This window comes from Brevibacillus sp. M2.1A, from assembly GCF_013284355.2.
GTDB lineage: Bacteria > Bacillota > Bacilli > Brevibacillales > Brevibacillaceae > Brevibacillus.
This window is the reverse complement of the sequence record NZ_JABSUY020000001.1, coordinates 5275022-5298382: the sequence shown is the minus strand read 5'-3', so window position 1 is coordinate 5298382 and position 23361 is coordinate 5275022. Positions and strand designations below refer to the sequence as shown.

Sequence of the window (23361 nt, the reverse complement as noted above, 5' to 3'; positions counted from 1 at the left end):
TGCAAGAAAGATGAATTACAGAGAGCGAATTTTTCAACAGGAGGGAGCCAGCTTCCCTGGCAAGACATACGTGGAGGCGGTTTTGGAGCCTGCATTTAATGAAGCGAAGCACCATCTGCTGCATCCGATGATGGCGATCAACAAGGCACATTTGATCATGCTTCGTGAACAAGAATTGCTCACAGACGACGAGGCTAAAAGAATTGCTGGTGCACTGTGTGGGATCGAAATGGAAGAGCTGCGCCAATCGCATTACACCGGACAGTTTGAAGATTTGTTCTTTCAGGTAGAGAGCCGTTTGCTGGAACTGGCTCCTGATGTGGCAGGAAATCTGCATCTGGCTCGCAGCCGCAACGACATGGGGATTACGATTTACCGCATGGTGCTGCGTGAAAAATTGTTGGTGACCTTGGCTTCTGCCCTCTATCTGAAAGAGCATTTGCTCCTCTTTGCAAATGAGCATGTGGATACGATCATGATTGGCTACACACATACACAGCAGGCACAGCCGACGACAATGGCGCATTACATCATGGCGGCTACTGACATGCTCAGCCGTGATATCAAGCGACTGATCCAGGCCTATCACACAGTCAATCGCTCACCGATGGGGGCAGCGGCCTTGACGACTTCTGGCTTTGCGATCAGCCGGGAGCGGATGCGCGAATTGCTCGGATTTGATGAGTTGGTGGAAAATTCCTATGATGCAGTCTGCGGAGCGGATTATTTAGGGGAAGTAGCGACAGCCGTACAATTGGCAGCTATCAATTTGGGGCGTACGGTTCAAGATATGCTGCTGTGGTGCACACAAGAATTTGCGGGGTTAAAAGTCGCGAGTCCATACGTGCAGATCAGCTCTATCATGCCGCAAAAGCGAAATCCGGTTTCCTTTGAGCATATGCGCTCTCTGTTGTCCAGTGCGGCAGGCAATGCGACGACAGTGCTTACGATGATGCACAATACGCCTTTTGGCGATATCGTGGACACCGAGGATGACATGCAGCCATACGCGTGGCGGAGCATGGGAGTACTCGAGCAGATGTATCGCTTGATGGCGAGCGTTGTGGGTACGATGGAAGTGAACAAGGACGTTCTCTTGGAGCGGGCGAAGGGCAGCTTTGCGACTGTCACTGAGCTGGCGGATACATTGGTGCGCACAGATCAGCTTTCGTTCCGCAAATCTCATCACATCGTGAGTCGTGTGGTAAAAGAAGCGATGAGCGAGCAACTCGCTGCAAACCAAATCAGCTTGGAGCTGGTAAACCGTGCAGCCTTGGAAGTAATCGGGCGGGAGCTGTCGCTCACAGCAGAAGAGCTCAGACTGGCACTTGACCCGGTCCATTTCGTAATGATCCGCAAGCTTCCTGGTGGACCAAACCCAGAGGAAATGAAGCGCATGATCGCTGTTCGCCAAGGGGTTCTCCAGCAGGAAACAGAATGGCTGGCACAGAAAAAACAGGCGATTGCGAATGTGATGAAAGGGTTAGATCAGATGACAGCTGAATGGAGTGTGGGGTAATGGCAGTGGTGCGAATACCTCTTCTGGCAGTGGACGGAGGGGGCACCAAGTGTCTGGCGGTACTGGTGGACCGCTCCAGAAATGAAATCGGTGCAGGCCGCTCCGGTTCATGCAATTATCAAGGGATCGGGGAGGAAGCGGCAGCTCGTGAGTTGGTTGCAGCGATCAGCCAAGCTTTGGACGATGCGGTCGCTCGTCAAACAGTTGCCCCTTTTATGAGCGGCACGCCGACCCCGGATGGACGAATCGAATGGGAAATCGAGTGCGCGGTGTTCGGGATCGCTGGCCTGGATACGGAGTATGATCGACAGGTGATCTCGCGAATGGTGAGCAAGGTGCTGCACCAGCTCGGTATTCGCGTCCAGCAGCTAATTGTGGAAAACGACGGGTTTGCGGCATTGCTCGGTGCGACCGGAGGCAAACCAGGCATTCTGGTCATCGCAGGCACAGGCTCGATTGCCTTTGGTGTAAATGATGATCAGGAAACGGCGAGAGCAGGAGGCTGGGGGCATCGGGTCGGTGACGAGGGCAGCGGCTACTGGATCGGCAAGCAAGCGATTATGGCAGTATTAAAAGCAGCGGATGGCCGCGGCGAGCCGACCGTATTGAAGGAGCTGCTCCTCCCGCACGTTGGACTGGGACGCGTAGATGAATTGTTTAATTGGACGTACAGTGAGCATTATTCCGTCGAGAAGGTAGGAGAGCTGTCGCCGTTGGTCAGTCAAGCGGCACTTGCCGGAGATGAGGTGGCAGCAGCTATTTTGCAGGTCGCAGGCGAAGAGCTTTTCGATGCTGCTCGGGCGGTCATTGATACGTTGCAAATGAAAGCCAAGCCGTTTCAGATGATCATGCAGGGAGGCGTTTTGCAAAACGATGATCGCGTGCGAGAGATCGTCGTAGAGCGCGTCCGAGAGTACGCTTCGCAGGTCGTCATCGAAAAAGCGCAAAACGATCCGATTTACGGTGTCATAGCAAAGGGATTGGCTTATTTAGAACGCCAATCGGGCGGCAAGTGAGGTGCAGATATGAAAAAAGTAATGGTTGTCTTTCCCCATCCGGACGATGAGTCTTTTGCCTGCGGGGGAACGTTGGCAAAGTGCAAGGATGCTGGACACGAAACATGTTATTTGTGCATTACCTCCGGTTGTAAAGGTCGCAGCGGTCCATTCGATATCGATTGCAGAGAAAAGCTGGCAAAGCATCGAGAGCTAGAGCTGAAAACAGCGGCGGAAGTGCTGGGAATCAGTCGTCTCGACTTGTTCCGGTACCCGGATGGTTCTTTGCAAAATGCCGACCTGAACGAGCTGGTGGGCAAGATTCGGGAAGCGATAGAGGAATGGAAGCCCAATGTCGTTGTTACGTTTCCGCCGGACGGGGTAACGGGTCATCCCGATCATATCGTCACGTGTGAGGCGACGACGAGAGCGGTGGAACAAGCGGAAGCGAGCTTGGCTCCGGCAGAATATCCTGATCTGTACTATGTTTCGATCCCGCACTACTACGATCATTGCCCGGATCATGGTCCAAAGCCAGCGGTTCCGATCACAGGCAAGGTCGATATTTCAGGCTATCGGACACAAAAAGGAGAGGCGCTGAAAGCTCACCTCAGTCAGGAGTATTCCGTCAACCGCGCTTATCCGGGTGTGATCGATGGGGACTTTGGCGTCATTGGCTGCTATGAGTATTTTACTTTGGTGCGCTCAGCGGGCAAGGCGATCGAGCCGGTTAGTGTGGGTGGGAGTATTCCTGTCATTGAGCTATAGTCTAAAAAGTAGAAAGGGCTGACCAGCATGATTTTCGCTTGTCAGCCTTTTTCATTGGATAGACCATCAGTCGGATTGTTTTACCGTGCTAGAATTGCTTACAATGTGGTCAAGAAGCAATTGGAAATCAAAGGGAGAGAAGACATGTCACATAGAGTCTATGTATATAACGTCAGTGAACCTTCTCAAGCACAAGGCAACGACACGATGATGGTGGAATGGGGCTATGAGGTCCCACTACTCTTGCAGCCGCTCTTCATAGAAGGTGGTGTAATCGCCGGAAACAATTACAACAATCATACCGAACCGGACAATTCCGGACTCTATTACGATGCGCAGGCAGGTATCGAAAACGTGAAGCGATTCTACGATTTCCTGGAGAGACAGGAAGGACTAATCCGTAACGAAGAAGCATTTTTGGAAGCGAGGAATCAGCTTCTGAGCTATCTGGAAAAACGAACGCTTCCGTATTTTCACATTGATGCCTGGGACGTATTCAATATGGATGACATCCCTCATGACGAGCAGGCGGAAACTTTGCGGGCAAATATTGCCCATAACAACGAGATCATGACAAAGGCAATGGACAACGATGACATCTCGCTATTGAACTACTCCGAATTGGTGGATGTGAACCCGGGCTTTCGTTCTTTTGCCGAGCTGCTCAATTATGAGGACTACCAATACGGCTGGGGACACATCTGGCAGCCTTATGAAGAACATCCTGATGTAGAGATTTTTGAGGAAGCTGGCTTGTTTGGTCTCAAAGACGCAGAGGGAAACGTATTGCTCGCCCCTCAGTTCGATGCCTTTTACGATTTCGCTTCCGAAGATCTCGCCGTAGTCGCTAGAGATGGCAAATACGGCTATGTACATAAATCCGGGAGAATCGTCATTCCGTTGGAGTGGGAGGACGCCTACGATTTTGAATATGGCTCTGCTGGTGCGATTGTCAAACGAAACAGTCGATATGGTCTGATCAATCTGGAAGGCCAAACGCTTGTCCCTACCCACTACGAAGAGTTAGAACTGCTTGATTACCAAGGATTTTACACGGCAAAGAAAGACGGAAAATGGGGCGTTCTGGACGAATCTGGTTCTGTAACGATAGATTTTGAGCACGAAGAGGCTTTCAAGTGTGGGGTCGGCTTTTACCATACGGCGGTCAAAGGCAGGAAAAATCGGAAAATCTTTAACGAATATTGGAAATACGTCGGAGAATTCCCTCTGGCGGCTGTGGAACAGATCGACGAAGGGCTAATCCTTGTCAAACCACACAAGGGTACAAATCATAGCACCTTGTACAAAAAAGACGGCACTGTCGGGGCATCCGGCTTCGATAAACTGAATCGGCAAACCCATTTTCCGAATCTGCTCGTTCTGCGCAAGGGGAAGAAGTACGCCGCTTATGGCAAGCAGCAGGAGAGCCTTTTGTTGTCGTATGAATACGATGAACTGATTGATTTGCAGGTGTATACGGAGGCAGGGCAGGGCAATCAGGTGCTGGCGAAAAAAGATGGGAAGCTAGGCGTTTTTCATGGAGATGCCGATGAACCAGCGTGGTTATTCCCCCTAGACGATTATGAGAACATTTTTTGGCTGCATCAGGATGCGTATGCTTTGAAGAAAAATGGATTATGGAGCATTGCCTTATCGCCGGAAAAGCGATGGAGTGATTTCGAATTCGATCTGGTGGTGAAAAAGGCACTGGTCGAGGGTTTTGCTTATGCCTTCAAGGATCACGACGTTTATTTAGTAAGCGAGTACGGGCTGTCGAGGGCAGATAAAACGCTCGTTCTGGAGGATGCCTGCGATCGTTATTACAGCTATTATTTTGATGCCGAGGTTCGCAAGCGACTGCTGGCCTATGCCAAAGGAGAGCAATCCGATATTGACAGCGTAGATCAGTACACGCCAGTAGAAACGTTGTACAACCTGGGCATGGAAGCGTATGAAGCAGGTGATTATGAGAAAGCCATTCTGTACGATACGCTTGCTGCTGAAAAGGGCTTTGCCCCATCCATGAACAATCTTGCCCATATGTATTACAATCTGGAAGGCTTCGAGGATGCTGATAAAGCTTTTTACTGGTATGAGTTAGGGGCTGCGGCAGGCAACCACCATGCTATGAACGGATTAGGCTGCTGCTATCGACATGGGATAGGCACGGAGCCTGATGCCGATCAGGCTATGTACTGGATGGGCAAGGCGGCAGAACACGGTCATGCGCTGGCTCACAACAATCTTGGTGCCACCTATTATGACGGGGAGCTGGTGCCGCAAGATTTGGACAAAGCTCTCTGGCATTATGAACAGGGAGAGTTATTAGGCTCTCCGGTTTTTGATTGGCTTGGCTATTTGCATGATTCAAAAGGGAATTACGAAAAGGCGCTGCATTATTATCAGCAGGATTACGAAGCAGGCAGCGATTTCAGTGCCTATAATTTGGGGATTTTCTACAGTAATGGGTATGGTACAGCCAAAAATATCGACGCCGCCATCACTTATTTTCATGCTGCTTTGGAAAGAGATTACCCGCATGCACATATCGAACTGGCAAGAATTTACCTGAATGAAGCGCAACATGTGGACGAGCTTCTGGCGAAACATCACCTCGAAGAAGCAGAGAAGGCAGGTCTTGATATCCCTGAGGAGCTCACACAATCGTAGAAAAAGCAAAAAGCGGATCGACAGAAAAAGTCGTCGGTCCGCTCCAACTAATAAGCATGCTTAAACAATAGCTTCCACTTCAATTTCAACGAGCAGACGCGGGTCGATCAATGCCTTGACCTCGACCATCGTAGCGACAGGCTGAATCTCGCGGAAAAACTCCCCATGTGCTTTTCCGATCTCTTCCCACTTGCTGATATCCGTAACAAACATCCGCGTTCTGACCACATGAGACAAATCAGCATCTAATTCTTGCAATGCTTTTTCAATCGTTTCCAGAATAAATCTTGTTTGTTCATAGGCATTGCCCACGCCAACGACTTCTCCGTCCTTCATGGCGGTGGTGCCGGCTACTTCAATTCGGTCCCCTATTCGGATTGCGCGGCAATAGCCCACGACAGGCTCCCAAGGTGAACCCGTGAATACTTTCTTTCGATTCATAGTAGAATGTCCCCTCTCATTTCCGCAATAATTGGAATATACTACAAAAAGGAAAGGGAGTGGAGCGGTTTATGGACTTTTTTCTCACCCTTTTTTCCAAGTACAAGTGCTTGATCCACTCTCTGTTCACTAGCCACTTGATCCAATTTCTCTTCTAACTCTTTTTGATGATCACTTTTCACATCATACAAATAATCTTCGTCCCATTCTCCGCAGTTGTCATAATATGTTCAGCATTAATGTGGGAAACATACTATAAGATTTGACCCACTTGGAAATGTGTTCCACCAATTTTATACTCGTAGTTCTCTGAATCTTCTCCTCACCACATTTTTCATAAATCCATTTATCATACTGTTTCATGACATGTCCACCTTTCGCTTTCAATAAAAGTAGTTATTTATCCAATGAAGCAACCGTACATTCAAAATATAACAAATATTTACAAAATTCAACATCTCCTATATACTGGAAATGTTGTTAAATATTTTGATCGGGAGGATATTTTATGTCGCGCAAAAGGACAAAAGTTGCTGCTGGTTTATTTACTGTTGTCGCTTCACTTTCTTTCTTTACAACAAGTGCATTTGCTGATTATCTCGGTGGTGAATGGGATATTTACGATGTCATTTATGAAGATATTAATCTAGATTCAAAGTATTCTGATGTGCTTTGGTCTGCGGCTGATGAGTGGAATGCTATTAGTAACATAAACCTTTCCCCAGCAGACAATGAAACTGGTTACATTGCAGTAAAACATCTAAGCTCAAGAGATGACTATGATCTCGGTAGAAGTGGTACATATGGACTTGGTATCCCATATGATGACAGGGGAAGACCGAATCGCTCTCCTTATGCATCTGCCGATATTATCATTGTGAAGTATTTATGTGATGATCTTGATACTGATGACACGATTAAAACAATTACTCATGAATTTGGACATACTCTGGGTCTCGCTCATCCCGAAGATACTAGTGTAGATTCTATTATGGATGGTAAAGATGTCTTTGATTGGGATATCCACGGCCCTACAAAATATGATAAGAAAGAACTCAGGGGTCTATACGACGACAACAACTAATTTAGAAAGGATGAGTTATCGTGAAAAAACTGATTGCAATTGTAACTGTTTCAGCTTTAGCTCTTGGTGTTGGATCTGCCTTAGCATTCAAAGAGTTTGGTGAAACAAACACTCACAGTAATGCTCTAGCCAAAACGTTCAAATCAACCGAAGAGATTACTAACGATTCTAATGTTATCATTAAAGGGACAGTTCCTTCTGAGTTCAAACAAGAAAAAGTTGGTGCCCTTGTCTATAATGTGTATGAAGTGAAAGTTAATAAACTGTACAACAACCTTACAGATGCTAACATAACTGAAGGTGAAAGCATCGAGGTTTATCGTCTAATTGGCGTTGATTTAGGCGACAATAAAGACGTTGCTAACATCGTTGACTCGAACTATCATGAATTGGAAAAAGGCGAATACCTTTTATTCTTAAACGGTGCATTTGACAATGAACTTAACAAATATACATTTATTCCAAATACACCTAACCAGCTTTTTAAAATGACCAGCTCGAAGGGCTTAATATCCGATCAATCAAATGCTGAATTCGAAAATATAACTGATGCGCATGAGTTGCCTTCCATCAATGAAGCAGATTTGATTGAAGCAATTGAGTCATTGAAGTAATTATTATATAGACACTTCGTTAAAGAAGTGTCTTTCTTATTTAGACAAAAACATCATTTGATTTGGTTTTTGGTCTCTAATCCGTTTAACAACTCCAATAAGTAACACTTAATGTCCTGAATATCTAATGATGTGAATGGCATCAAGCGTTGGCACTTATAATTGCCCAGTTCCCAACATATCAAATAATTCATTACCTCTTTTTTGCGAAACAGTCCCATTTTTGGATAGTTTGATATGAATCAATATAGAGTTTTTCTTCACCTATAATTCCATTAATTCTTTGAAGGAATTCATAAGCCTCTGTATTTGGAGCTGTAGAGTATTGGGTTCTACAATAACAACACATGCCACTTTACATGCCTCTCCTCAATTATTCATGAAGAATACGTGCGTGTGGCATATAAACTGGAGGCTCACGGCATTCGTTTTCGGACACGCAGTCACTCTCATACGCTGCGTTATTTAGGGGCTGCCCCAAGAAGAAGACCGTAGGCAATATGATATCTACGTGGCAAAAGAAGATGAACACCAAGCACATTTGGCGATTCATTCCCGTTGATGGATACCTATACGATATAATGATTGGGATCAGTAAGAAAATGGTACAACCGAGGAGGAACCAGTATGTCCGTACTAGAGGCACTCAAAAGCAGAAGAGCTGTGCGTAACTATATTCCAAAAGAAGTAGAAACCGAAAAAATCCAAGCGTTGCTAGATTGTGCAGTGTTAGCCCCGAACGACCGCTTGCGTCAGCCGTGGCATTTTTACGTAATCAGAGGAGAAGCGAAGCTGCGGTTCGAGGCAATCGCGAAGGAATTTTTGCTGGAGCGGTTTCCGACCAAGCCGAATCTCGTGCAGGATTCCTTGGCCGTCCTGGAAAAAACACCGCTCGTCATTGTTGCGACTGCTGATGTGATCCCAGGAGATGAAGCATCCTCAGAGGATAACGAATATGCGGTTTGCTGCGCGATTCACTCGATGTGGCTGGCAGCAAAGGAACTGGGACTGGGCATGGTATGGCGCACGAGAGGAGTCGGCTTGGTTCGCGACGAGCGCTTGCTGCAATTCCTTGGATCGCCTGAAAATAAAAAGGTCGTGGGCACGCTGTTTGTTGGCTATCCTGAGGCAGATGCTCCTGAAACTAGTAGGGTGGCAGCGGAAGAAAAGACGACCTGGCTGTAATGCTCCAGCTGGCTTCTTTGAAAAATACGGAACGGAAAAGAAACCCTAGTTGTTTGCAACTAAGTCCCCTCGCGCACGTATATAGGGGTAAGGTTAGACCGTACATATTGAGAGGAGCTGTTTCAAATGTTTGGAAAGCTTGCGGCAGACGCTCTTGGCTTGAGCAATGTGGGAATCGTGGTAAAACCAGCGGATTACGACAAGGTAGACGCGGATGATTACATCTTGCACGAGGACCATGAGAAAATCTATTTTTTGATCAAATCAAAGTCCGATGAGTACTGCTTCACCAATCTGGGGCTGGTTCATCTGGATGGAACGAGTGCTACCAGCAAAAAACGCATGCTGCGCCGCTATTCCTACCATACACATCCGATCTCTAACGTGTATCTGGAAACAGCCGGAACCGTCGATTTGGATGTAGAAATCAAGTTCACGATGGGCAATGAGCACTACTCGATCGATGTTAACAAAAAGCATTTGGAGGAGCTAAAAGACCTCTACAAAGCCCTTGTGAAGATCGCTTCGATTATGCACGATAACGAAATTGCGCTTCAGCATGCAAAAGAAAGCCTCCACGTCGCCCAAAGCACACTGGGTCGCGTAACTGGCCAGCAAGCGGACGTAGCTTCACAATTCAAGTCGATCAACCAATACACCTTCGATTGGCTGGAGGACATCCGATACAAGTATGTCGTCAAAGATTTTGGGAAAGTCTTTGAAAAATACATTCATAACTAAAAAAGAAGAGCCTCTTTCAAAAGAGGCTCTTTTATATTCAAGCGAAATCTTCGTCAAGCCCCCTACTCTAATGAGTAGTTCAAAACGAGCAATCCAAACACCTTCCTCCCGACCACTACAGCCCGATGACCAAGCTCTTTCAATCTTTTACTCCTTATGCAAAAGCTTGCCGATCTTGAGCGCCAGCTGGATTTGGAGCAACTCCTCCGAGTTTTTCAAATCCATGTTCAAAATCTCCTTGATCTTCTCGATCCGGTAAATAAACGTGTTGCGGTGAATGAACATCGCTTTCGCCGCTTCACTGACGTTTTGATTGTACAGAAAGTAATTGTCCAAGGTCACCATAAGGCTGGTGCCTAACTCTTGATCATGCTCGTACAGTTTCCCGAGACGCTTCAAAAAGAAGTCTTCCAGTTCGATGTCCTTAATGTTGGAACCCAGGAAATGATAGACGGAGTAATCATCAAAATGAGAGACGTCGCCCTTGCTGTTGAACTTTTGCATCAGGCGGATCGCTTCATGTGCTTCGGTAAAGCTCTTATGCAGCGAAGCGATGTTTTTATACTGACGTCCGACCCCAATAAAGAACAAGGTTTTCTTGATTTTATCCACGAGAGCGCTGTACAGCTCATTGGCGAATTGCTTGGCTTCACTTGCAGACACCACAGGACGATGTTCATTTTGTCCGATGAGAATGATGATTCGATTGTTTCGATAAAAGCAGGTCACCTCTCCCGGTGCTTTGCTCGCGTAATCATACACAAGATCCACGCATTTTTTTGCGATCCGGTCCAGCTCGTACTTGCGATCGATTATATCCTCCAAATTTTCCAACTCAACTGGCTCAATATTAATAACCGTACAAAAATACATGTAGCTCGATTGCAGTCCGTGCAAATCACATAAGGTTTGCAGTGAGTCAGCCGAAGTGATTTTACCTGTGAGCAAGTCATCGAAAAAGTCTTGTCTGATCTTTAGCTTCACTTCCTCGATTTCCCTCGCCTTGATCCGCTCCAGCGCCACGATGGTGGATGCCTGTTCCAGCACGATGTAGTCAAATTCAGTCAGCTCCCACACGGTTTGCCAGACGACGATGTATCCGTAGATGTGGTTGGCAACGGCAACGGGTAAAATCCTGCATTTAACCTCATAATCCTTCGCCTGGTAGATACGCTTGATAGACTTTTTGATTTGGCTAATATTTTTCGGGACGGATTCCGTGAAGTCACGGGTAAAAACAGGTCTGTTTTTGATCAAGGTCAGGCAGGAGTCAAGCGGAATCGGATTGTGCCAGATTTCCGTGTAATGAAGCAAATGCCAGTCCTGATCCAGAATAAGGATAGGGTTGTTGATCGTCTCAGACAGCTCGGATGCGATGCGATCCAGTCCGCCACCTTCCAGCGCAATGCGAAACAGGGCGTTATGCATGTCCAATGTTTTGCGGTTCAACAAATCATAGCGCCCGGAGGCTTTCTCATTAATAATGGCAATCACTTTCGACAGCGTGTATTCAAAAGGCAGGGCCAAGAGCGGCAGTCCATATTTGTTGGCATGATCAATCATGTTTTGCGGGATTTGATCGAAATAGCGGTGCATCTTGATGCAGAGCCCGGAGCAGTTGATCTCCGCCAGTTCCTTGATGATTTTATTTTGCAGCTCGGGATTGTCCTTGAAAATATATCCGGTGGAGAGCAGTAATTCATTGGAAGACAGCCAGTCAAAAGCATCCGGGTTCTCCATGATATTGACGATGGAGATGACGTTATTGATGCCTTGCTCTCCCGCGATGATTTTGATGCCGTCTATGGATTGAATGGTAAGCAAATCTTTGATGGTCAGCACCCTGTTCACTCCTTTGCCACAAAGGGATTCCTGTAATTGTGCAATGTGCACAAGTGAACCTCGATTTTTTTAGTTTCCATACACAATGACGATTCCATTCACCCTGTCTAAAATAATGATGTAAGTACGGGGGCTTGTCTAATTGTTTTTTAAAAAGCAAGCACTCAGCCAATCTTGGCAGGTTGTTCCATCACGAGATCATGGAGGGCTTACTATGACAGACAAAAGCGTAGTACAAGCATTTCTCGAGGCAGCGGCTGAGGGGAATATCGAGGCACTGAAAAAGCATCTGGAGCAGGGCGTAGATATTAACGCAAGAAACAGACAAAAGCGTACAGCGATTTTGACTGCTGCCATGAACGACAAATTGGAAGCGGTATCGTTTTTGGTAGAAGCGGGTGCAGATGTAGATTTGCAGGATGAGACATGCTTCAACCCGTTCTTGTTCGGTTGCATCAACGGCAAGCTGGAGCTCGTCAAAATGATGATCAAGGCAGGAACAAACCTGGAGCTCTTGACTCGTTTTGGTGGCGTAGGGATTACACCAGCGTGCGAAAAAGGTCATGTGGACATCGTACGTGAGCTCGTAACGACGACGGACATCAACGTAAACCATACGAACTTTGTAGGTTGGACGCCACTCATCGAAGCGATCATTTTAGGCGATGGCGGTGAAAAGCAACAAACGATCATCAAACTGTTGATTGAGCATGGCTGCAATGTTCACATGGTAGATAAATACGGAGTAACACCGCTTGAGCTTGCGAGAAGAAAAGGCTACACCGAGATCGAGAAAATCTTGCTGGAAGCAGGAGCAAAGTAAAGCGTCCCATGTACATCCAGGCGTTGTCGGGCGATGCTGGTTTCCTTGAGCGTTTGGCACGAGCAAACTTTAGCGGGACCGTACACAGTATTTTTGAGCGCACGATCAATCTGAAATGCAGCGAAAACGGGGAATTGTACACCATTGGCAACCATCAGCTAGACAATGCACCGAACACGCTCATCATTAATGTAAAGGGCTTTTCAGAGCTGGGGCTGTCCGTTAACGCTCCGGTCATTACAAAAGAAGATAGCTCGCTCGTTATGGGAGCGAATATACGAATATGGACTCAGCAAGCAACAAAGTGGGAAGGAGAGCTTCCTTCCTATCCTTGTGACATAGAAGGCGTAGACATATTGCGCAGAAATGTGGCGTTCACGAAGAACTACGTGGACGTATACGGCAAGACGGGGGGCATGAAAATGTCCTCCCAACCTGCCAATCCGTTTGAGAAAGAGATGTCCCGTATGCTGATCCAGCGTGCAGGCAAGCTTTCCGACGATCTGGCAAACAAACGCATAGAGTCAGCCACTCAGCATGCGATCAGTCTAATCGGGCTGGGGCCGGGCTTAACGCCATCGGGTGACGATTTTTTAGTGGGATTGTGCAGTGTATACAAAATGCAGAACATTTCCTCTTGTTTGTCATGCCCATTTTTCGATGAAATCGTCCGTTCGTCCCAGGCATTAACGAACGAAATCAGTGCGATCACGCTGAAAAAAGCAGCACATGGACAAGTAAGAGAGTCGTTAAATGACTTACTTTCATGTATGGTGTCTGGCTCCACGGAAGAGCTTGTCCCTGTTTTAGACAAAATCATCGGGATCGGCTCGTCGTCGGGTACGGATATCCTACTTGGCATCCTATGTGGTTTGGAACGAAATCTTGAAGCTGGAGGTAATGTATGTCTACCAAAGTCGTAATCAAGCAAAGCACGTATTTTGACTCGGTATCCCTGATGTCTCTATCTACAAAAGCGAATCAAATTGAAGGTGTCGAACAAGCGGTTATCGCAATGGGCACCGACATGAACAAAGAAGTATTGAAAAACGTTGGTTTGCTCACACCTGAGCTGGAAGCAGCGAAAACGAGCGACTTGATGATCGTGGTGAAGGCAGCGACAGACGAGCTGTGCGAGAGTGCTCTTATCGCCATCGAAGAACTGTTCAAGAAAAAGGGCGGCAGCAAATCCGCAACAGAGATCAAATATTCCACGATTGATTCTGCGGCAGCCAGTATTCCAGAGGCAAACCTCGCTGTCATCTCGGTAAACGGCGCATTTGCGGCGAGAGAAGCAAGAAAAGCACTGGAAAACGATCTGCACGTCATGCTGTTCAGCGACAACGTGAGTATCGAGGAAGAGATCGCCCTCAAGCAATTTGCGCATGAAAAAGGCCTCTTGATGATGGGACCTGACTGCGGTACGGCGATTATCGGCAATGTGGCACTGTGCTTCGGAAACGCTGTGAGAAAAGGCAACATCGGGATCGTAGGTGCATCTGGTACAGGAAGCCAAGAGGTGAGCGTGCGTATTCACGACTTCGGCGGCGGTATCACGCAGCTGATCGGAACAGGCGGTCGCGACCTCTCCGAGCAAGTCGGCGGCATCATGATGCTCGACGGAATCAAAGCACTTGAAGAGGATGAGGCGACAAAGGTCATCGTGCTCATTTCCAAACCGCCAGCACCAAGTGTTCAAGAAAAAGTGTTGGCCCAAGTGAAAAGCTGCAAAAAGCCTGTCGTTGTGTACTTCATTGGTGGAGAAGAAACCGCAGTTCTGGAAGCAGGCGGACATTTTGCCAAGACGAGCAAGGAGGCTGCCATCAAAGCAGTTGTGCTGGCTGGTGCCAACGAAGACGAGCTCAACAAGCGCGCTCTTAACTGGCCGCTGATTGAAGAAGTCCGGGCAAAGCTGTCACCTGAACAAAAATACATTCGGGGGCTGTTCTGCGGCGGTACACTGTGCGACGAAGCCATGTACCTCGCAATGGACAAGTATGAAGACGTATACAGCAACATCCAAAAGAAAGCGGACTACAAGCTGAAAAACATCCATGAGAGCAAGGCTCATACTTTCCTCGACATGGGTGATGACGACTTTACAAATGGCAAGCCGCATCCAATGATCGATCCTTCCACGCGCATCGCGAGATTTTTGGAAGAAGCGAAAGATCCTTCCGTCGGCGTCATTCTGATGGACTTCATCTTGGGCTTCGGTTCCCACGAAGATCCTGTCGGCGTGATGCTGCCAGCGATCATTGAAGCAAAAGCGCAGGCTGCCAAGGAAGGCAGACATCTGGAAATCCTGGGCTATGTGTTGGGTACTGACCTCGATACTCCGAACTTCGATGAGCAAGTGAAAAAGCTGATGGATGCGGGTGTAACGATTGCGAGCAGCAGCACGAACGCAGGTCTTCTGGCTAGAGAATTTGTTGCGAAAGGGGAATAATCATGAGCAAAATCAACGAGCTGTTTAACGGGAAAATTCATGCGATCAACGTAGGGATCGAGTTTTTCAAAGACGATATCATCAAGCAAAATGCGAATGCGTCTCATCTGGATTGGAAGCCACCAGGCGGCGGAAAGCCTGAGCTGATTAAAGCTCTCGACAGACTGGAAAATGCAGCTGTTGCGGAGAAAATCGCGGCGGCAAACAAGCTGGCGGTAGAGCGAATCATCAACTCCCAGCCAATGCTTGTTGGCTTCGACCAAGCGATCAATGTGGTACCAGGCATGACGAAAACCACGATTCTGCACGCAGGTCCGCCTATTACTTGGGACAAAATGTGCGGAGCAATGAAAGGTGCCGTAACCGGAGCAATCGTATTCGAGGGCTTGGCAAAAGACATCGAGGAAGCTGAACAGGTAGCTGCTTCCGGCGCAATCACGTTCTCTCCATGCCACGAACACAACTGCGTAGGCTCCATGGCAGGTGTGACATCCGCTTCAATGTTCATGCATGTGGTGAAAAACAAGACGTATGGCAACATCGCTTACACCAACCTGAGTGAGCAAATGGCTAAAATTTTGCGCATGGGTGCCAACGATGAAAGTGTCATCGCTCGTCTGAACTGGATGCGCGATGTATTGGGACCAATGCTGCGTGATGCGATGAAAATTGCAGGTGAAATCGATCTGCGTCTCATGCTGGCGCAAGCACTGCACATGGGTGATGAATGCCACAACCGCAACAACGCAGGTACGAGCTTGTTGATTCAAGCGCTGACTCCGTACATTTTGGAGACAGATTTCACAAAAGAGCAAAAGCGCGAAGTGTTCGAATTCGTAGCGAGCAGCGATTACTTCTCTGGCCCGACATGGATGGCGATGTGCAAATGCGCGCTGGATGCAGCACATGGAATCGAAAACAGCACGATTGTCACCACAATGGCGCGCAATGGGGTAGAGTTCGGTATTCGTGTAAGCGGCATGGCTGGCAACACATGGTTTACTGGACCAGCACAAAAGGTAATTGGTCCGATGTTTGCAGGCTACAAGCCAGAGGATTCCGGCTTGGATATCGGGGACAGTGCGATCACCGAAACATATGGGATCGGTGGCTTCGCGATGGCGGCAGCTCCAGCGATTGTTGCGCTCGTAGGCGGAACGGTTGAAGAAGCGATCGGCTTCTCCACCACGATGAAAGAAATCACCACAGCCGAAAATCCAAACGTCACGATTCCGCTCTTGGACTTTAGCGGAGTACCGACAGGAATCGATATTCGCCAGGTGATCCAGACAGGCATTCTGCCGATTATCAACACCGCCATTGCGCATAAAGACGCAGGTATCGGCATGATCGGTGCGGGTATTACATATCCGCCGATGGAAGCTTTTGAAAAGGCATTGCTCGCAGTGACGGAAACGATTAGCCAATAGCTTTTCATCCTAGGTGACTCAGCTTTCGCAGCAAAAGAAGGTTGCGAAAGCTGAGTTGAAAGAGGAAGGTGAATGAACATGGGACAGGCAAATGTAAAGGAATCATATGAAGAATTCAAGTCCTATGGATACGCGGACGATATTTTGCCAAAGACTTCCGAAAATCGAGATTGGGGCACCTTTAACTACGTGACCGTATGGATGGGCGCTGTGCACAATCTCATGTCGTACATGACGGTAGCCGGATTCTTTGTCCTCGGATTATCCGTTCCGCAAGTCTTGTGGGCAGTCATGATTGCTGCCTTGATTGTTTCGGCTGGCTATGTGTTGAATGGCTATGCGGGAACGAAGTACGGGATTGGCTATTCGATGCTGTTGCGCAGCTCCTTTGGGGTAAAAGGCTCGGTCATTCCTGCTATATGTCGCGGGCTTATCGCTGGTGTTGTGTTTTTTGGGACAAAAACAATTATTGGCGCACAATCCTTTAATGTCATTTTTGAGAAAATATTCCCTGGCTATATGAATATGGTTCCAGGCTTTGATTTTCTCGGATTAGATTTCCCGACGATGCTTTCTTATGTGATCCTCTGGGTCATTACAGTTGGATTGTTTTTAGGTGGAATGAAAATTCTCAGTCTGTTTAGTAAATGGTCTTCACCGATCATCTATATTTTCATCGTAGGTGCAGCAATTTGGGCGATCAGCGTTGCTGGCGGATTTGGTCCAATCTTTGCTTATGCTCCTGCCAAACCGATGGAGAATTGGCTTGTATTTATCGCGTGTGTAAGTGCTTTGGTATCGAACTGGGGTGGCCCGATTGTCAATATCGCAGACCTTACGCAAAGGGCAAAACACCCGAAAGCTCCGATGATTGGTCTGCCGCTTGGAATGATTGCATCCTACATCTTGTTTGGAATTACGTGTGTAGGATTGTTGGTTGGGACGCAAATCGCGTTTGGCATCAAAGACTTTAATGTAGTCGTTGCCATTGATCAAATTGGGAATCCGGTTGCCGTCATTATTTTGTTGCTGGCACTGAATATAGGTTCGACGAGCTATGTTGTGTTTGGGAATTTGCTTCCATCTGGACTGCAAATGACAGCGCTTCTTCCGAAAATGTTTACAGTGAAATCAGCGGCTATCTTGACAGCTGTATTGGGGACTGTCATTTTACCTTGGAAGCTGGTAAATGGTACGGCTGCACTGTATATGTTCTATAGCTTTATCGGCTCCATGTACGGTCCAATTACGGGGATCATGCTGGTCAGTTTCTTCATTGAAAGAAAAAGAAAGCTAGATTTATCTGCGATCTACGTAAAACCGGGTGAAAATGGAGAATTCAAGAACGGCTTTAATATGGTGGCATGCGGCGTACTGATCGTCAGCTTCTTGATTACGTTATCCGGCTCTTTCTTGCCAAATGTGCCACTATTGGCAAACATCAGCAAGTCAGCATTCCTTAGCGGGTCGATCATATCCGGCGTTTTATACGCGCTGTGCTATAAATGGAATAAACCAAGCACGATCACGCAGAGTGAAACAACTGCAAAAGTATCTTAACAAAGGGAGAAGTGCCCAGTGGAAAAACTCGTTATTGTTGCAATCGGCGGCAACTCATTGGTTAAGGATAATGGTCGAAACACGATTCAAGACCAGTATGAAGCCGTATGTGAAACCGCAGCAAATATAGCAGATATGGTGCAAGAAGGGTACAACGTAGTCGTTACTCATGGCAACGGACCGCAGGTTGGATTTGCTTTGCAACGATGCGAAATCGCCAATGAAGTGTCCGGGATGCCTACGATCCCGCTGGTCAATTGCGTGGCGGATACACAGGGCGGAATCGGCTACCAAATCCAGCAGGCACTCACCAACGAATTCGCCAAAAGAGGAATCAACAAAAAGGTTGCGAGCGTCATCACACAGGTAGAGGTCAGCAAGGATGATCCGAACTTCCAAAATCCAACGAAGCCAGTCGGCTCCTTCTTCACGCTGGAGCAGGCGGAAGAGATGCGCAAAGAGCATCCGGACTGGGTATTTATCGAGGATTCCGGTCGCGGCTACAGAAGAGTGGTTCCTTCTCCAAAGCCAATCGACATCGTGGAAAAAGACGCAATTAAATCGTTGATCGAAGCGGGATATGTGGTAGTCGCTGTTGGCGGAGGCGGTATTCCGGTTGTGAAATCGGGCGAAAATACGTACGATGGGATTGATGCTGTCATCGACAAGGATTTTGCCACCAGCTTGCTGGCAGAGCAAATCGATGCACAGACACTGATCATTACGACAGGTGTTCCGCAGGTATGCATTAACTTCGGCAAGCCGGATCAAAAGGCGCTGGAGCGCATCACGGTAGAGGAAACGAAGCAATACGTTCGTGAAGAGCATTTCGCAAAAGGCAGCATGCTGCCAAAAATTGAGGCAAGCCTGAGCTTTTTGGAGAAAAACGGGTCAAGCGTGATCATTACGAACCCGGAGAGCTTAAAGGATGCGATTACGAACAAAGCAGGGACACACATCGTAAAATAAAGGCCTCTTGAGGGAGGAAGCAAGTCTATGGATTACATGAAGCTGGCAGTGGAAAAAACGCTGGAAGGCATGAACAACAAGCTCGGCGGACCTTTTGGAGCGGCTGTCGTGAAAGGGAACGAAATCATCGCCGTATGCAGCAACCGCATGATGGCAGATATGGACCCGTCCCAGCACGCAGAGATGGTAGCCATTCGCGAAGCGTGCAAGACGCTGGGCACGATGGACCTGACAGGCTGCGAAATTTATGCGACATGCGAGCCTTGCCCGATGTGCGTGGGGGCTATCATTTGGTCCGGGATCAAGGTTGTTCATTACTGCTCAACTGCGGAGGATGCGCATGAGAACGGTTTTTCGGATAAGCATCTTCGCGACTATTTTTCCGGTAAGGATAAGAGCGTTTTGAACATGATCAAGGTGGAGAAGCGTGAGGATTGCGATCAGTTGTTTACGTACTATCACAAGCTGAACCAAGCATAGAAAGTAACTGAATAGCAGATAAGAAACACGGATGTAAGGGCCTTAAAAGGGCCTCAGACTGTAGAGAAACCCCCATCCTAAATTTCGCGGATTGGCAGAAAGAATTTGACCTTCTAGAATCGCTCCTAACTCGTTTTACGAGGGTGAGGAGGCATATTTGTACCCTCTAAAATCAAGCTAAAAGTATCCTTTTTTCGGAAGGGGACTTTCTCTACACTCTGAACCTCTATCTATTTTGGATAGGGGTTTTTTTGCGTGTTCAAGAACATGACGAATTGGTAAAGATTCCAATGATAGTAATTTGCAAATAATTTGTATTAATGGTAATATTTTACTTATGTAAACCATTAAAATTAGGAGGTTACTTAGGTATGAAATTCTTGAAATCTGTTGTAGCAACCCTGATTTTATGCACTACACTTTCTACAGTAGCGTATGATGCTTCTGCAAGTACGATTAATCAAACTGGAACTTCGAGTGGGCAAAATGAATTTGCAGCACAAGCTCTTGTGGCCTTTCAATTCGAGGATGTAAACCGAGAGTTTGATACTAACAAATGGTTTAAAGTACCATCAAAGAAAGAACTAAAACTTACTGTTGTTCAATGGTCAGAAGCTAGTGATTGGATAAATAAGCCAGTTTTAAATTATGTACTTGTAGATGCTAATAATGAAACAGTAGGGTCGCAAGAAGTTGAGGGGACTTACAAAAACCAGAACCATACTGTATCATTTGGTACTGTAAAGGAAGGCTACTACAAATTTGTACTAAGAAATCCTGATTCATCAGTTCCAGTTTCAGGCAATGCATATGCTGAGTAAAAGTCTAATTACTGTGAAAATGGCTTCCATTAGCTCGGTAGGGCCATAACAGGTACGCAATTCATTAGAACGTCAACCGTGTTAGACTACAAAGTGGCCTCTGAAAAGGGGCTATATTTATTTTGCTAGGTGAAAAGCTAAATTTTGGGCTTCTGTAGATGTACTTTCGGGGTACCGTAGTCAACTAAACTGTGGGACACACAGGGATAGCTTGGTGATTTTCACTCCGTTAGGAGTGACTACCAGTATTAATAACGGTATTTCTTGCATCTACTACATCAGCCTTGATTGCATCGTACTTTTCTTTCTTTTCCTCTGTCGTCATATTCCCATTTAGCAATAAATCGAGTGCCTGGTCACTATTTGCCTCATATGTGAAAACCGCACCTTTTACTATACGAGAAAAGTCCTTCGTAGAAGTCTCCTGTTGTTGAACAGGAGAATTAGTTTTGTCTTGTTGGACTGAAACTAGTTGAGAATTATTGGTCACCTGTTGCTCCTCTTCAGGTTGAAGCCTGAGCCCCCAAAAAATAACTCCGATGCCCAATATTATGGCGGTTATACTTACTTTTTTCAATTTTAAACCTCCCGCGATAACGATCAAATGGATATGATACTTGTATTCCCTTACTTTACGACGTACTAATGTAACCGCTTAGTAAGTGGCTCTAAACTATTACTATAGCAGAAAAAACTGGAAATAGGCATGTCAAGTGGAATCGCGTTTGTTAATGCCTAACAATTTTAGTCTTGGTAGGATCAAATTGAACAAACGAAAGAATAAGGGGATTGGGCCTAGTGAAGATTACAGTGGAGATGAGTAAAGGTGTTCTGTGAAAATATAGTTTTCTTAGTTTTCTTAGTTCTTAAGTCTAAAAGCTAAAGACTACATGCTGAATACGTATGAGCTTTATTTCGTAGCTGGATATTCATTTTTTGTTGAGTGAGTGGACTTACTGTGGTTAAATAACCATGAGCCAGTTTTACCCCTGTCTATAACGTGAAGACCGCTTAGGTACTTCTGAATATAGTTTGCGGAAAACTGGTTCCTCATTGTCTATTTGCAGGAACTTAAGCTGAATATGTTGAAATGATATTTGTGCAGTGACCTCTAGGGAAGCCAACTGTTATGGGCATGAAGCCAGCTTATTCCTTGGACTTCTATTATAGAATTGGGGCACTCCAGCTTTAACGGCACTGCACAATATCTTCGTATTGAGAACTTGCCAAGGTGCAAGTTTTTTTATTTTTCAAAATTAAAGAACCTTATAGAAGGAAAATTTATCCAACATATCGAAAGAACCTTATAGAAGACTATTGCAGTAACCTCTTGAAATATTTGGGGCATTAATGACCTCTTTGTACAATGTGGGGACGCTGCACTATCGTTAATCCTGACATGCTACATTGGGCCCTTTGGAGCTCTAAAGAAAACTTGGATTGATAGTGCTTTTACTGCTACCTATGGAGGATTTATGGATAACCAATTAATTGCTGAGGAGAAACATTCAAGACAGAGATTTGAATCAAACAAATGGTACGAATTTTATGTAGGCTTAGATATTGGTGCTGACTTTCATGTTGCGGCTTGCATTCCTTTTGGGAAGTTTCGTAACGAAAAGGAATGGAAGCGACAAAAAACAATGAAGTTCCATTCAGATAGTAAAGGGATTATTGATTTTCTTAGTGAACTAAGAAAAATCCGGGAAACATTTGGATTAACTCCTTCGGACTTTTTTATTTTACTTGAGCCTACAGGCGGTCATTATTCTTACTTGGTTATGAAGGTCCTTCTAGATGAAGGTTATCACTTGTTTCAAGTTGAGAATAAATCCGTTAAGGATTTCCGTGAACGCCAACTGGGCCTTAATGAAAAATCAGACGAAATCGATGCTAGAATTATGGCCTATATGGGTTGGCATAAAACGCTACATCCAGATATGAAAGGTGTACGGCTCGTAAAACCTGCTACCCCTACTCAGATTCTTTTTCGAACTCTTACAAGGGATAGATGGCTCCTTTCAACACAGCTGACGAAGCGAAAAAATCAGGTACAGCAACTCTTTTCTGTTACAAATCCGGAACTGAAAAGAGCTTTTAAGAGGCCCGGCTCTACAACTGTAATGAAATTTGTACTACAATACCCAACTGCCAAGGAAATGTCTCAGGTTACCCAAGAGGAGCTAAGGAAAGCTCTAATTGCAGTGGGAGCCAAGACAATAGCTACAAAGGCCTCAGTGACGCTCTCTGAGTATTTACCACATACGTTAGCAGTTGAAGTTCCACATTTAATTGAGAGACAAACATGGCTTATTCAAGAAGCATTACGCATTGAGGAAGCCATTGATAGTATAGATCGTCAGATCTCAGTCTTATTACACGGTGATGAAAGCAAAGGTATCGAACCTCACCCTTACACAACAATTTTAAAATCATTCCCAATTATGAGTGATGTAATGGCATGTACCCTAATTGGTGCAATAGGTGATGTAGACAGATTTTCGAACTACTTGGAATTCAAAAAGTACCTTGGAGTAGCTGCTGAAAACAAAACGTCAGGAACTTCTGTTGCTAAAACAAGGCAGACGTATGAAGGAGTACGAGATACCAGACGCATACTGTTCTTAATGGTCTTAGTTTTAATTTCGCCGAATACTAAGCCAAATTTATTTAAACAGTATTACGATCGACTTGTAAATGGTAGAGGAATGAGCAAGCGTAAAGCAATTGGACATGTATGTGGGAAGATAGCTCAAGTTATGTATTCTTGTTTAAAAAACAACTCCTCGTACGATCCATTTGTTCATGCTAAACAGTTAGGGGTTTCCTGGGAGCATAACATGGTTAACGTAATTAAATTGCCCGATAATGTTGATGAATTTGAAAACAATGCAGATGAAATGGCTGAGAAAATAGAAATTTAAAGCCAAACGTTATTTTGATATTCAGTATTAAAAAAGAGAAATGTAA

At 46.0% G+C, this 23361-nt stretch carries 20 protein-coding genes; 17 read left to right on the top strand and 3 right to left on the bottom strand.

The features are described 5' to 3' along the window. The first annotated feature begins 10 nt into the window (after positions 1-10). The 4 genes from argH (at position 11) to HP567_RS25215 (ending at position 5952) form a co-directional block, all read left to right on the top strand. Positions 11-1519, top strand: a complete 1509-nt coding sequence (gene argH / locus HP567_RS25230; RefSeq protein WP_173612016.1) for an argininosuccinate lyase — start codon at positions 11-13, stop codon at positions 1517-1519. Next, positions 1519-2535, top strand: coding sequence for an N-acetylglucosamine kinase (locus HP567_RS25225; RefSeq protein ID WP_173612015.1), 1017 nt, complete (start codon positions 1519-1521; stop codon positions 2533-2535). Before argH ends, HP567_RS25225 begins: the two co-directional genes overlap by 1 nt. 9 nt (positions 2536-2544) lie before the next feature. Beyond that, a complete protein-coding gene (locus tag HP567_RS25220) occupies positions 2545-3282 on the top strand; it encodes a PIG-L deacetylase family protein (protein ID WP_173612014.1) in 738 nt (245 codons plus the stop codon). Between the two features lie 144 nt (positions 3283-3426). Beyond that, positions 3427-5952, top strand: a complete 2526-nt coding sequence (locus HP567_RS25215; RefSeq protein ID WP_173612013.1) for an SEL1-like repeat protein — start codon at positions 3427-3429, stop codon at positions 5950-5952. 60 nt (positions 5953-6012) lie between these two features. On the opposite strand, the gene HP567_RS25210 is transcribed toward HP567_RS25215, so the two are convergent. Next, the gene (locus tag HP567_RS25210; RefSeq protein WP_173612012.1) at positions 6013-6393 is read right to left on the bottom strand and encodes a RidA family protein; all 381 of its coding nucleotides are present in this window, start codon (positions 6391-6393) and stop codon (positions 6013-6015) included. Between the two features lie 508 nt (positions 6394-6901). Between HP567_RS25210 and HP567_RS25205 the strand changes: the two genes are divergently transcribed. From HP567_RS25205 to HP567_RS25190, 4 genes are all read left to right on the top strand, one after another. Further along, a complete protein-coding gene (locus tag HP567_RS25205) occupies positions 6902-7477 on the top strand; it encodes a hypothetical protein (RefSeq protein ID WP_173612011.1) in 576 nt (191 codons plus the stop codon). A 20-nt stretch (positions 7478-7497) separates the two neighbouring features. Further along, positions 7498-8091 (top strand): hypothetical protein, encoded by a 594-nt coding sequence (locus HP567_RS25200; RefSeq protein WP_173612010.1) that lies wholly within the window; start codon positions 7498-7500, stop codon positions 8089-8091. Positions 8092-8718: 627 nt separating this feature from the next. Further along, positions 8719-9276, top strand: a complete 558-nt coding sequence (locus HP567_RS25195; protein ID WP_173612009.1) for a nitroreductase family protein — start codon at positions 8719-8721, stop codon at positions 9274-9276. A gap of 126 nt (positions 9277-9402) precedes the next feature. Continuing rightward, entirely contained in the window at positions 9403-10017 is a 615-nt protein-coding gene (locus HP567_RS25190) for a PH domain-containing protein (protein WP_173612008.1), read from the top strand. Between the two features lie 147 nt (positions 10018-10164). On the opposite strand, the gene HP567_RS25185 is transcribed toward HP567_RS25190, so the two are convergent. Continuing rightward, positions 10165-11859, bottom strand: coding sequence for a PucR family transcriptional regulator (locus tag HP567_RS25185; RefSeq protein WP_173612007.1), 1695 nt, complete (start codon positions 11857-11859; stop codon positions 10165-10167). A 214-nt stretch (positions 11860-12073) separates the two neighbouring features. Here HP567_RS25185 and HP567_RS25180 point away from each other — a divergent pair, with 214 nt between their 5' ends. The 8 genes from HP567_RS25180 (at position 12074) to HP567_RS25145 (ending at position 20391) form a co-directional block, all read left to right on the top strand. Beyond that, the gene (locus HP567_RS25180) at positions 12074-12682 is read left to right on the top strand and encodes an ankyrin repeat domain-containing protein (RefSeq protein WP_047071401.1); all 609 of its coding nucleotides are present in this window, start codon (positions 12074-12076) and stop codon (positions 12680-12682) included. Between the two features lie 8 nt (positions 12683-12690). After that, a complete protein-coding gene (locus HP567_RS25175; RefSeq protein ID WP_173612006.1) occupies positions 12691-13605 on the top strand; it encodes a DUF2877 domain-containing protein in 915 nt (304 codons plus the stop codon). Beyond that, on the top strand, positions 13587-15131 hold the full coding sequence (fdrA, locus tag HP567_RS25170) for an acyl-CoA synthetase FdrA (protein ID WP_173612005.1): 1545 nt from the start codon (positions 13587-13589) through the stop codon (positions 15129-15131). Before HP567_RS25175 ends, fdrA begins: the two co-directional genes overlap by 19 nt. Before the next feature lie 2 nt (positions 15132-15133). After that, positions 15134-16561 (top strand): DUF1116 domain-containing protein, encoded by a 1428-nt coding sequence (locus HP567_RS25165; RefSeq protein WP_173612004.1) that lies wholly within the window; start codon positions 15134-15136, stop codon positions 16559-16561. A gap of 78 nt (positions 16562-16639) precedes the next feature. After that, positions 16640-18121 carry a cytosine permease gene (locus HP567_RS25160; protein ID WP_173612069.1) on the top strand — a complete coding sequence of 494 codons (1482 nt, stop codon included), beginning with the start codon at positions 16640-16642 and terminating at the stop codon, positions 18119-18121. Between the two features lie 18 nt (positions 18122-18139). Next, positions 18140-19090, top strand: a complete 951-nt coding sequence (arcC, locus tag HP567_RS25155; protein WP_173612003.1) for a carbamate kinase — start codon at positions 18140-18142, stop codon at positions 19088-19090. 27 nt (positions 19091-19117) lie between these two features. Next, entirely contained in the window at positions 19118-19570 is a 453-nt protein-coding gene (locus HP567_RS25150; RefSeq protein ID WP_173612002.1) for a nucleoside deaminase, read from the top strand. Between the two features lie 371 nt (positions 19571-19941). Further along, positions 19942-20391: a hypothetical protein gene (locus HP567_RS25145; protein ID WP_173612001.1), complete on the top strand. Its 450-nt coding sequence runs from the start codon at positions 19942-19944 to the stop codon at positions 20389-20391. Between the two features lie 229 nt (positions 20392-20620). On the opposite strand, the gene HP567_RS25140 is transcribed toward HP567_RS25145, so the two are convergent. Next, positions 20621-20968 (bottom strand): hypothetical protein, encoded by a 348-nt coding sequence (locus tag HP567_RS25140; RefSeq protein ID WP_173612000.1) that lies wholly within the window; start codon positions 20966-20968, stop codon positions 20621-20623. Positions 20969-21866: 898 nt separating this feature from the next. Here HP567_RS25140 and HP567_RS25135 point away from each other — a divergent pair. Then, positions 21867-23315 (top strand): IS110 family transposase, encoded by a 1449-nt coding sequence (locus HP567_RS25135; protein WP_217367309.1) that lies wholly within the window; start codon positions 21867-21869, stop codon positions 23313-23315. The last annotated feature ends 46 nt before the right edge of the window (positions 23316-23361 follow it).

Bases quoted from the DNA above. Each gene is read 5' to 3' on its own strand.
- HP567_RS25205 (WP_173612011.1), top strand. From the start codon at position 6,902: ATGTCGCGCAAAAGGACAAAAGTTGCTGCTGGTTTATTTACTGTTGTC.
- argH (WP_173612016.1), top strand. From the start codon at position 11: ATGAATTACAGAGAGCGAATTTTTCAACAGGAGGGAGCCAGCTTCCCT.
- HP567_RS25225 (WP_173612015.1), top strand. From the start codon at position 1,519: ATGGCAGTGGTGCGAATACCTCTTCTGGCAGTGGACGGAGGGGGCACC.
- HP567_RS25210 (WP_173612012.1), bottom strand. From the start codon at position 6,393: ATGAATCGAAAGAAAGTATTCACGGGTTCACCTTGGGAGCCTGTCGTG.
- HP567_RS25145 (WP_173612001.1), top strand. From the start codon at position 19,942: ATGAAATTCTTGAAATCTGTTGTAGCAACCCTGATTTTATGCACTACA.
- HP567_RS25215 (WP_173612013.1), top strand. From the start codon at position 3,427: ATGTCACATAGAGTCTATGTATATAACGTCAGTGAACCTTCTCAAGCA.
- HP567_RS25135 (WP_217367309.1), top strand. From the start codon at position 21,867: ATGGATAACCAATTAATTGCTGAGGAGAAACATTCAAGACAGAGATTT.
- HP567_RS25195 (WP_173612009.1), top strand. From the start codon at position 8,719: ATGTCCGTACTAGAGGCACTCAAAAGCAGAAGAGCTGTGCGTAACTAT.
- HP567_RS25190 (WP_173612008.1), top strand. From the start codon at position 9,403: ATGTTTGGAAAGCTTGCGGCAGACGCTCTTGGCTTGAGCAATGTGGGA.
- HP567_RS25220 (WP_173612014.1), top strand. From the start codon at position 2,545: ATGAAAAAAGTAATGGTTGTCTTTCCCCATCCGGACGATGAGTCTTTT.
- HP567_RS25160 (WP_173612069.1), top strand. From the start codon at position 16,640: ATGGGACAGGCAAATGTAAAGGAATCATATGAAGAATTCAAGTCCTAT.
- HP567_RS25150 (WP_173612002.1), top strand. From the start codon at position 19,118: ATGGATTACATGAAGCTGGCAGTGGAAAAAACGCTGGAAGGCATGAAC.
- HP567_RS25165 (WP_173612004.1), top strand. From the start codon at position 15,134: ATGAGCAAAATCAACGAGCTGTTTAACGGGAAAATTCATGCGATCAAC.
- fdrA (WP_173612005.1), top strand. From the start codon at position 13,587: ATGTCTACCAAAGTCGTAATCAAGCAAAGCACGTATTTTGACTCGGTA.
- HP567_RS25180 (WP_047071401.1), top strand. From the start codon at position 12,074: ATGACAGACAAAAGCGTAGTACAAGCATTTCTCGAGGCAGCGGCTGAG.
- HP567_RS25175 (WP_173612006.1), top strand. From the start codon at position 12,691: ATGTACATCCAGGCGTTGTCGGGCGATGCTGGTTTCCTTGAGCGTTTG.